The organism is Xenophilus sp. (genome assembly GCF_044462705.1).
In the GTDB taxonomy this organism is placed as follows: domain Bacteria; phylum Pseudomonadota; class Gammaproteobacteria; order Burkholderiales; family Burkholderiaceae_C; genus Xenophilus; species Xenophilus azovorans.
Window position 1 is genome coordinate 1 of record NZ_JBIQNC010000188.1, and the last position, 9,315, is coordinate 9,315.

The 9,315-nt window shown below is 71.4% G+C and carries 9 protein-coding genes; 4 read left to right on the plus strand and 5 right to left on the minus strand.

What is annotated here, in order from left to right; genetic code table 11:
* Positions 1-115: 115 nt before the first annotated feature.
* Positions 116-880 carry a pseudouridine synthase gene (locus ACIY1X_RS21260; RefSeq protein ID WP_399684445.1) on the minus strand — a complete coding sequence of 255 codons (765 nt, stop codon included), beginning with the start codon at positions 878-880 and terminating at the stop codon, positions 116-118.
* A 119-nt stretch (positions 881-999) separates the two neighbouring features.
* On the opposite strand from ACIY1X_RS21260, the gene ACIY1X_RS21265 reads away from it, so the two are divergent.
* From ACIY1X_RS21265 to ACIY1X_RS21280, 4 genes are all read left to right on the plus strand, one after another.
* A complete protein-coding gene (locus ACIY1X_RS21265) occupies positions 1,000-1,479 on the plus strand; it encodes a carboxymuconolactone decarboxylase family protein (protein ID WP_399684448.1) in 480 nt (159 codons plus the stop codon).
* 116 nt (positions 1,480-1,595) lie between these two features.
* Positions 1,596-2,696: a bifunctional nicotinamide-nucleotide adenylyltransferase/Nudix hydroxylase gene (locus ACIY1X_RS21270; protein WP_399684451.1), complete on the plus strand. Its 1,101-nt coding sequence runs from the start codon at positions 1,596-1,598 to the stop codon at positions 2,694-2,696.
* A 64-nt stretch (positions 2,697-2,760) separates the two neighbouring features.
* Positions 2,761-4,203: a nicotinate phosphoribosyltransferase gene (locus ACIY1X_RS21275; protein WP_399684454.1), complete on the plus strand. Its 1,443-nt coding sequence runs from the start codon at positions 2,761-2,763 to the stop codon at positions 4,201-4,203.
* Between the two features lie 254 nt (positions 4,204-4,457).
* Positions 4,458-5,366, plus strand: a complete 909-nt coding sequence (locus tag ACIY1X_RS21280) for a Bug family tripartite tricarboxylate transporter substrate binding protein (protein WP_399684457.1) — start codon at positions 4,458-4,460, stop codon at positions 5,364-5,366.
* A gap of 3 nt (positions 5,367-5,369) precedes the next feature.
* Here ACIY1X_RS21280 and ACIY1X_RS21285 read toward each other — a convergent pair whose 3' ends face one another.
* From ACIY1X_RS21285 to ACIY1X_RS21300, 4 genes are all read right to left on the minus strand, one after another.
* Complete coding sequence (locus tag ACIY1X_RS21285; protein WP_399684460.1) at positions 5,370-6,395, minus strand: serine/threonine protein kinase; 1,026 nt, start codon at positions 6,393-6,395, stop codon at positions 5,370-5,372.
* Between the two features lie 30 nt (positions 6,396-6,425).
* Positions 6,426-7,538 (minus strand): DUF2855 family protein, encoded by a 1,113-nt coding sequence (locus ACIY1X_RS21290; protein ID WP_399684462.1) that lies wholly within the window; start codon positions 7,536-7,538, stop codon positions 6,426-6,428.
* Positions 7,539-7,769: 231 nt separating this feature from the next.
* Positions 7,770-8,912 carry a CaiB/BaiF CoA transferase family protein gene (locus ACIY1X_RS21295; protein ID WP_399684465.1) on the minus strand — a complete coding sequence of 381 codons (1,143 nt, stop codon included), beginning with the start codon at positions 8,910-8,912 and terminating at the stop codon, positions 7,770-7,772.
* Positions 8,909-9,313 carry a PaaI family thioesterase gene (locus ACIY1X_RS21300; RefSeq protein ID WP_399684468.1) on the minus strand — a complete coding sequence of 135 codons (405 nt, stop codon included), beginning with the start codon at positions 9,311-9,313 and terminating at the stop codon, positions 8,909-8,911. The genes ACIY1X_RS21295 and ACIY1X_RS21300 overlap by 4 nt, the downstream gene beginning before the upstream one ends.
* Positions 9,314-9,315 lie beyond the last annotated feature (2 nt).

The window sequence follows — 9,315 nt, forward strand, 5'->3', positions numbered from 1 at the left end:
ATGATGATCTGCGTGTCGCGCTGCACCGGCAAGAAGCTGGTGCTCGACATCTAGCGCGGAGCGCGCTGCGGCCCGTTTACCGCGTGCCGGGGCCCGGCGCGGCGTTGGCGCCGCTTCAGAAGCGTTCGTCCGCCCCCAGGTAGCGCCACTGCCCCTGCGGCAGCTGCCCCAGCATCACGCGGCCGATGCGGATGCGCTTGAGGCCCACCACCTTCAGGCCGACCAGCTCGCACATGCGGCGGATCTGGCGCTTCTTGCCCTCGGTGAGCACGAAGCGCAGCTGCTCCGGGTTCTGCCAGTCGACGCGGGCCGGCCTGAGCGGCTGGCCGTCGAGCGCGAGGCCGTGGCGCAGCCGCGCCAGCTGCTCGCGGGGAAAGGCGGCCTGCACATTCGCGGCGACGTTGCCGAAGCTCACCCGCACCAGGTATTCCTTCTCGATGTCCGAGTCCTCGCCGATCAGCCGGCGGGCGACGCGGCCGTCCTGCGTGAGCACCAGCAGGCCGACCGAATCGATGTCCAGCCGCCCCGCCGGCGCCAGGCCGCGCAGTTGCTGCGGCGCGAAGCGCGTGCGCGAGGCGTCGCCGCGCCAGTGGTTGCGCGGCTGCACCAGGGTGACGGCGGGCGGATGGCCGTCCTCGGCCTGGCCGCTGACGTAGCCCACCGGCTTGTGCAGCAGGATCGTCACCTGCTGCGCCTGCTGGCCCTGGGCCCGGCGGTCGACCTCGATGCGGTCCTGCGGGCCCACCTTCAGCCCCATCGGGGCCACCTGCCCGTTGACCTTGACCCATCCCTGCTCGATCCAGGCGTCGGCCTCGCGGCGCGAGCACAGGCCCAGGTCGGCCATGCGCTTGTTCAGGCGGATCGGATCGGCGGCGGTCATGAGGGTTGAATGCTAGCGGCTCGGCCGCGCTTGCGCCGGCGGCTGTCACAAACCGGGCGGCTGCGCCGTCTTGATGGCATCCCGTCCGCATTTCTCAACCACCGAAGGAAGAAAGCACCATGAACCAACGACTGAACGCCTCGCAGACCTCGCCCGAACTCTTCAGGAAGATGGTCGAGCTGAGCTTGCAGGTCAAGAAGGCCGAACTGGACCCGAAGCTGCTGTACCTGGTCGACATCCGCGCCTCGCAGGTCAACGGCTGCGGCTTCTGCCTGGACATGCACGTCAAGCAGGCCAAGCTGGCGGGCGAAGGCGAACTGCGCCTGCACCACGTCGCCGCCTGGCGCGAATCGCAGCTGTTCGATGCGCGCGAGCGCGCCGCCCTGGCCTGGACGGAGGTGGTCAGCACGCTGCCGCCGCAGGGCGTGCCCGACGCCGACTACGAGGCGGCGCGCGCGCAGTTCTCCGAGAAGGAACTGGTGGACCTGACCTTCGCCGTCATGGCCATCAACGCCTGGAACCGGCTGAACGTCGCCTTCCGCACCCTGCCGGGCTCGGCCGACAAGGCCTATGGGCTGGACAAGGTGCAATTCGCGTGAAGGCATGCGCGCCACATATAGTGGCATAGAACAACTAAATTGGACGGCGCCGGCGAAGGCTGCTATCTTCTGCCGCACGGCATCCACGAAGGATGCTTTTCTTGGGGGATTCCCGAATGAACGCCAGCAGCCCAGCCGCCGCCCCGCCGGCGCACCCGTTCCCGTATGCGGTCGTGATCGGCCGCTTCCAGCCCCTTCACCACGGCCACCAGCGCCTGATCGAGCAGGCGCTGCGCGTCGCCCGGCGCGTCATCGTCGTGGTCGGCTCCGACCGCCAGCCGCGCAGCGTGAGGAATCCCTTCACCTTGGACGAGCGCGAGCGCATGGTGCGCGCCTGCCTGCATGGCCAGGCCGAGCAGATGCGCGTGAGCGTGGCCGGCGTGGGCGATTCGCCCTACAACGACCAGCTCTGGATCGCCTCCCTCCAGCAGGCGGTGGACCGCCTCATCGCACAGGACGGCGCCGACCCGGCGCACGCCCGCGTGGCACTGGTGGGGCACTTGAAGGACGCGAGCAGCTACTACCTGCGCCTGTTCCCCCGCTGGGAGTTCGTGCCCAACGAGGCCGTGCAGAGCATCCATGCGACCGAGGTGCGGCAGCTCTACTTCGATCCCGAGCGGCGCGGCCGGATCCCGCCCGACGCCTTGCCCGAGGGCACGGCGAGCTTCCTCGCGCAGTTCGCCGAATCGGCCGACTACGCCGCGCTGGTGGAAGAGCGCGCCTTCCTCGACGACTACCGCGACAAGTACCGCTACGCCGGCAGCGAGTTCCCGCCCATCTTCACCACCGTCGACGCGGTGGTGGTCGAGGCCGGCCACATCCTGCTGGTGCAGCGCAAGTTCCAGCCGGGGCGCGGCGCCTGGGCGCTGCCGGGCGGCTTCGTCGGGCAGAACGAGCGGCTGCTCGACGCCGCCATCCGCGAGCTGAAGGAGGAGACGCGCCTGAAGGTGCCGGTGCCGGTGCTGCACGGCAGCGTGAAGGGCCGCGAGGTCTTCGACGCGCCGCAGCGCTCGCAGCGCGGCCGCACCATCACGCACGCCTTCTTCTTCGAGCTGGCGCACAACCAGTGGACGGGGCTGACGGAAGTGCGTGCCGCCGACGACGCGGCCCAGGCCCGCTGGGTGCCGCTGGCCGAGTTCCTGGACATGCGCGAGCGCATGTACGAGGACCACTACTTCATCGCCAATCACTTCCTGGGAGGACTGGGCAAGAACTGAGGCAACGCCCAGTCCATGGCAACGGGCGCCGGTGGACGGCGCCCATCGTGAAAGGAGCTTTCACATGACCTCGAACCTTTCGTCCCCGCTGGGGAGCAACCTGCTGCTGCGCACCGACTCGTACAAGGCCAGCCACTGGCTGCAGTACCCGCCCGGCACGCAGACGGTGTTCAGCTATGTGGAGTCGCGCGGCGGCGCATTCCGGCATGCCGTCTTCTTCGGGCTGCATGCCTGGCTGCGCGAATACCTGTCCACGCCCGTCACGCGCGACGACGTGGACGAGGCCACCGCGATCTTCGGCCTGCATGGCGAGCCCTTCAACCGCGAAGGCTGGCTGCGCCTGGTCGAGCGGCACGGCGGCCGGCTGCCGCTGCGCATCCGCGCCGTGCCCGAGGGCAGCGTGGTGCCGGTGCACAACGTGCTGGCGACGGTGGAAAACACCGATCCGGACTGCTTCTGGCTCACCAGCTACCTCGAGACCGAGCTGCTGCGCGCCATCTGGTACCCGACCACGGTGGCCACGATCTCGGCCGCGGCCAAGGCCGTCCTGCTGCGCTACCTGGAGGCCAACAGCGACGACCCCGAGGGCCAGATCGGCTTCAAGCTGCACGACTTCGGCGCGCGCGGCGTGTCGAGCAACGAGTCGGCGGCGCTGGGCGGGCTGGCGCACCTGGTCAACTTCCAGGGCACCGACACGGTGATGGCGCTGGTGGCCGGCCGCCGCTGGTACGGCTGCGAGATGGCGGGCTTCTCGATCCCCGCCGCCGAGCACAGCACCATCACCGGCTGGGGCCGCGACCACGAGGCCGACGCGTACCGCAACATGGTCGCGCAGTTCGGCAAGCCCGGCGCCGTGTTCGCGGTGGTGAGCGACAGCTACGACATCTTCAACGCCTGCGACCGCCTGTGGGGTGGCGAGCTGAAGGAGGTGGTCGAGCGCAGCGGCGCCACGCTGGTGGTGCGGCCCGACTCCGGCGACCCGGCCGAGACGGTGCTGAAGGTGGCGAACATCCTGGCCGCGCGCTTCGGCACCACCACCAACCGCAAGGGGTATCGCGTGCTGAAGATGGTGCGCATCATCCAGGGCGACGGCATCGACCTGCGTTCGCTGCGCACGGTGCTGGCCAACCTGCACCACCACGGCTTCGCGGCCGAGAACGTCGCCTTCGGCATGGGCGGCGGCCTGCTGCAGCAGTGCAACCGCGACACCCTGCAGTGGGCGATGAAGTGTTCCGCCATGCAGGTGGACGGCGCCTGGCGCGAGGTCTTCAAGCAGCCGGTGGGCGATGCCTCCAAGGCGTCGAAGAAGGGCCGGCTCACGCTGGCCGGCGGCGCGGCCGATGGCTGGCGCACGGTGCGGATCGACGGGCCCGAGGGCATGCCTGCGGACGATGCGCTGGAGACCGTGTACGAGGACGGCGAGCTCGGACGGATGCAGGTCTTCGACGACGTGCGTGTGCGTGCGGCGGCCGGCGTGGCGCGGCTGGCCGATGCCCTGCCGCTGTGAGCCGGGCCGGCTCCGCCGAGGGAAACCCCTCGGGCCGGTGACAGCGGATTGACAGCCATCGTTCCTAGAGTACGGCCCGAACAACAAGGGCGGCGCATCGCGCGGCGGGGCCACGGCCGCCGCCCGCGAGCCAGCCGCCTCCAGGGACGGTCTTTCTCAACGAAGGCTGTGAAGTGCACAACACACGGGAAGGTCTCGGAACGAGCCGCAGACGGCTGCTCGGGGGGCTCGGCGCTGCCGCGATCGGGGCATGCATGCCGATCGGACAGGCGCATGCGGCGCTGCCGCAGGTGAGGATCTTCATCCCGGCCAACGAGGGCGGGGGATGGGACCAGACGGGCCGCGCGCTCGGCGCGGCCCTGGTGGACTCCGGGGCCGCCGCGCAGGTGGTGTACGAGAACCTCGGCGGCAAGGGCGGCACGCCCGGGCTGGCGCGCTACGTGGAGGCCTACGGCAGCGCGGCCGACACCCTCCTGATGGGCGGCATGGTGATGACGGGCGCGATCGCCCTGCACAAGCCGCCGGTTACGCTGGCCCGGGTGGCGCCGGTCGCGCGGCTCACCAGCGACTACTGCGTGCTGGTCGTGCGGGCCGATTCGCCCATCACCACCCCCAAGGCCCTGGTGGCGCAGCTGCGCAGCCGGCCGGACCGCACGCCGATCGCCGGCGGCTCGGCCGGCGGGGTGGACCACATGTTCGCGGGCATGCTCGCCCGCGTGGCCGGCCGGACGGCCGACCTGGTGTACCGGCCCTTCCCGGGCGGCGCGCAGGTGGTGGAGGCGGTCGTGGGCGGCCAGGCCGCCGCCGGCATCGCGGGCTACAGCGAATTCGCCGAGGGGATCGGCAGCGGGCGCCTGCGCGCCATCGGCGTGTCGTCCAAGCGCCCCTTTCTCGGCATGCCTTCCTTCAAGGAGCAGGGGGTCGACGTCGATCTGGCCAACTGGCGCGGCGTGTTCACGGGCAAGGACGTGCCTGCCGAACGGCGCCAGGCGCTGCTCCAGGCCGTGCGCCAGGCGGTCAATTCGGAGGCCTGGCAGAAGGCCGTCAAGCGCAACAACTGGGACCCGTTCTGGCAGGAAGGCAGTGCCTTCCAGGGCTTCGTGGAACTCGACAGCTCGATGGCCGACGTGCTGATCTATCTGCTCAAGCTGAAGAAGGGCTGAGCCTCACACCACCAGCGGCGGCTCCGCCATCGCCTCGCACTGGTCCTGCAGCATCTGGATCTGGCCCTTCCAGTAGTCGCTGCTGCCGAACCAGGGGAAGGTGATCGGGAAGATCGGGTCTTCCCAGCGGCGGGCCAGCCAGGCGGAATAGTGCAGCAGGCGCAGCGTGCGCAGCGGCTCGATCAGCGCCAGCTCGCGGCGGTCGAACTCGCGGAACTGCTCGTAGCCGTCGAGCAGGCCCGACAGCTGCGCGGTGCGGTCGCGCCGTTCGCCGTCCAGCAGCATCCACAGGTCCTGCACGGCGAAGCCGGTGCGCGCGTCGTCCAGGTCCACGAAGTGCGGGCCGCCGCCCTCGCGGTCGGTGGGCGTCCACAGGATGTTGCCGGGGTGGCAGTCGCCGTGCAGGCGCAGCGTCGCCAGGCCCGAGGCCGGCGGGTCGGCCAGCGGGGTGTCGGCGATCATCGCCAGGGCCTGGTCGCAGGCGCGCGTCCATTCGGCCTGCACGTCCAGCGGAACCATGTGGTGCGTCAGCAGCCATTCCCGCGGCTCGGTGCCGAAGCTCGCCAGGTCCAGCGCCGGCCGGTGCACGAAAGGCCGCGCGGCGCCCACGGCGTGGATGCGCGCGAGGAAGCGGCCCACCCATTCCAGCACCTCGAAGTCGTGCAGTTCCGGCGCGCGTCCGCCGCGCGAGGGGCTGACGCTGAAGGCGAAACCGGCGTGGTGATGCACGGTGCCGCCCTGGAGCATCAGCGGCGCGACCACCGGCACCTCGGCGGCCGCGAGTTCGGCCGCGAAGTCGTGCTCCTCCTGGATCTGCGCATCGCTCCAGCGGCCGGGACGGTAGAACTTGACGACCACGTTGCGGCGGTCGTCCAGGCCCTCCACGCCGACCTGGTAGACGCGGTTCTCGTAGGAACTCAGCGCCACCAGCCGGCCGTCGCCGTGCAGGCCGAGCGCGGCCAGCGCATCCAGCACCGTGTCGGGCGTGAGCGAGGCGTAGGGGTGGGGCGAGACGGGGGCATCGGGCATCGGCGCATTGTCGGTGCGCCGCGGCCTTCGTCAGCCGGCGCCGGCCTTCAGCGAGACGATGTGGCCGGTGCGCGGATCGCCGCGGCCCTGCAGCGCGTCCAGCCATACGGCGTGGATCGCATCGGGGCCGTGGTGATGCGCCACGCGCAGCCAGGGCGCCGCGTCGTCCGTCGCCCGCGCGGTGAAGTCGCGCCAGGCCTGCGCCAGCCGCTGTCCGAACACCTCGGCGCCCCATTCGTCCGTGCGCTTCCTGATCTGCGCCGGCGCGAAGAAGAAGGCGGGGCGCGGGCCGGGCAGCGTCTTCGCCTCGCCCTGCGGCGCGCGTTGGCCGGCGTGCGTGTTGCCGATCACCATGCTGTGGCGCAGGCCGCCCAGCCGCTCGTGCAGCGCGCGGCGCAGCTCGCCGTTGCCGGCGAAGTCGATGTAGACGCTGGGCGCCTGCGCATCGAGCCGGTCCAGCTCGCCGTAGCCGAGCACGCGCGTGTAGCAGCCGAGGCGCTCGCAGAAGGCGCGGTTCCCCTCCGAGGTCAGGCCAACGACCTCCACGCCGCCGCGCTGCGCCAGTGCGAAGGCGGTGCCGTAGGCCGTCTTGCTCGACGCGCTGGACAGCACGGCGACGGCCTGCCCGTCGAGCAGGCCGTTGTCGCCGAGGAAGTCGTCGATCAGCCAGGAGGTGATGAACAGGGGGCGCAGCAGCGCCTGCACGTCCTCCGTGTCCGCGGTGTAGAGCGGGTCGGCCGCGCAGCGGAAATACTGGTTGTAGGCGGCGGGCAGTTCGGCGCGGTGCGGCGAGCCGTCGGTGATGCGCTCGGGCGCCAGCCTGCCGGGCGTGAGCACAGTCTGCGAGGCCATCGGGAAGAAGCCGTACAGCCGCTCGCCCACCGCCACGCCCGGGTGCGTGGACTGCAGCACCCGGCCGAAGCCCCACACCGGCACGCTGCCCCACTCGGGCTCGCCTGTCGGGAAGAACTGCCAGTAGCCCATCGCTTCGCCGAAGGCGGCGTAGGTGACGTTGTTGGCCGTGAGCGCGAAGGCGTCGATGCCGATGCGCGCCTGGCCGGGTGCGAGCGGCACGTCATCGCGTTCGCGCACGCGGGTGTCGGCCAGGTCGGACTTGCGGACGAGGAACTCGAGGGTGCTCATGGGGGCTCCGCGGAGGGGGATGGAGGCACCTTAGCGCCGGCGCATGACGCCTGCCACCGCATCGCCCCGCATGCCGTCGCGTCGGCGACGGCGGTCCGGACGAGTGGACGTTCGATCGACACCCACCGTTCGGGCCGAGCTTGGCCTGTCCTGAGCCTGTCGAAGGATCGAAGCCTCGCGCGGCGCTTCGACAGGCTCAGCGTGAACGGATGGGGTGGGTCGTCTCTCGAATCAGGGCAGGGGCTCGAAGCGCTCGCCCGGCGTCAGCGGCACATGGCGGTACGTGGCCGGCGTGCGGCTGAGCTTCACCGGCGCGCCGAGCCCGCGCCAGCCGCCCTCCATCTCCACCACCATCCCGCGGTGCAGCGTGTGCGGGTGCTGCAGCGCGGCGTCCACCGGCAGCACCGGCGCGGCGGGCACGCCGGCGGCCATCAGGTCGTCGACCAGCGTGCGGCCGTCGAAGGCGGCGAGTTGCGCCTCCAGCGTCTGCTTGAGGCCGTCGCGGTGCACCGAGCGCGCGCCGGCGGTGGCGTAGTTCGGGTCCTGCGCCAGGCCGGGCAGGCCGATCACGCGGCAGAAGGCGGCGAACTGGCGGTCGTTGCCCACGGCGACGAAGACCGGGTCGGTGCCGGTGCGCAGCGCGTCGTAGGGATAGATGTTGGGGTGCGCGTTGCCCGTGCGCTTGGGGTTGCGCCCGTCCATGAACCAGTTGGCCGCGTGCGGGTGCAGCAGCGACAGGCCGCTGTCGTACAGCGCCGCCTCGACGAACTGGCCCTTGCCGCTCTTCTGCCGTTCCTGCAGCGCCAGCAGCACGCCGATCACGGCATTGAGGCCCGTCACCATGTCCACCACCGGCAGGCCCACGCGCAGCGGGCCGCCCTCGGCCTCGCCGTTGATGCTCATGATGCCGGTCATCGCCTGCACGGCGGCGTCGTAGCCGGGCAGGGCGCCCAGCGGGCCGTCGCTGCCGAAGCCCGAGACGCGGCACCACACCAGCCGCGGGAAGCGCTGCGAGAGCACGTCGTAGCCGATGCCCCAGCGCTCCATGGTGCCGGTCTTGAAGTTCTCGATCAGCACGTCGGCCTCGGCCGCCAGGGCGAGCAGCGTCTCGCGGCCCTCGGGGGTGGTCAGGTCCAGGTGCTGGATGCGCTTGTTGCGGTTCAGCCCGTGGTAGTACGAGGCCACGCCGTCGCGGAAGGGCGGGCCCCAGGTGCGCGTGTCGTCGCCGCCGGGCGGCTCGACCTTGAGCACGTCGGCGCCGTGGTCGCCCAGGATCTGCCCGCAGTACGGGCCGCCGAGGATGCGCGAGATGTCGAGCACGCGGATGCCGGCCAGCGCGCCGGCGCAGGAAGAGGTGGGTGTGGTGGTGTTCATGGGCTGGGGGGTGTCGATGCGGCGCGCGCCACGAGCTTGAAGGTGCCGGTGGCCATCGCCACCAGCGTGCCGTCTTCCGTGTGCACCTCGCCGCGGGCGAAGCTGATGGAGCGGCCGCGCCGCTCGCAGCGCGCGGTGGCGATCAGGTCGCCGCCGCCGGCCGAGACGAAGTGCAGCGTCAGGTCGATGGTGACCACGCCGAAGGCGGCCGGGTCGTGCGAGCGGACGGCCGCGGCCAGGCCGCAGTCCAGCAGCGAGGCGATGGCGCCGCCGTGCACGTCGCCGCGGCTGTTGGTCTGCTCGGGCTGGTACAGCATGCGGATGCGGGCCCGGTCGTGGCCGACGGCCTCGCCGCGCAGGGCCATGGCGCGGGCCATCGGCATCGGCAGGCCGAACAGCACGC

What these genes read in the sequence shown, in the direction of transcription:
- ACIY1X_RS21260 (WP_399684445.1), bottom strand. Translation starts at nt 880, where the DNA reads ATGACCGCCGCCGATCCGATCCGCCTGAACAAGCGCATGGCCGACCTG.
- ACIY1X_RS21275 (WP_399684454.1), top strand. Translation starts at nt 2,761, where the DNA reads ATGACCTCGAACCTTTCGTCCCCGCTGGGGAGCAACCTGCTGCTGCGC.
- ACIY1X_RS21280 (WP_399684457.1), top strand. Translation starts at nt 4,458, where the DNA reads ATGCCGATCGGACAGGCGCATGCGGCGCTGCCGCAGGTGAGGATCTTC.
- ACIY1X_RS21295 (WP_399684465.1), bottom strand. Translation starts at nt 8,912, where the DNA reads ATGAACACCACCACACCCACCTCTTCCTGCGCCGGCGCGCTGGCCGGC.
- ACIY1X_RS21265 (WP_399684448.1), top strand. Translation starts at nt 1,000, where the DNA reads ATGAACCAACGACTGAACGCCTCGCAGACCTCGCCCGAACTCTTCAGG.
- ACIY1X_RS21285 (WP_399684460.1), bottom strand. Translation starts at nt 6,395, where the DNA reads ATGCCCGATGCCCCCGTCTCGCCCCACCCCTACGCCTCGCTCACGCCC.
- ACIY1X_RS21290 (WP_399684462.1), bottom strand. Translation starts at nt 7,538, where the DNA reads ATGAGCACCCTCGAGTTCCTCGTCCGCAAGTCCGACCTGGCCGACACC.
- ACIY1X_RS21270 (WP_399684451.1), top strand. Translation starts at nt 1,596, where the DNA reads ATGAACGCCAGCAGCCCAGCCGCCGCCCCGCCGGCGCACCCGTTCCCG.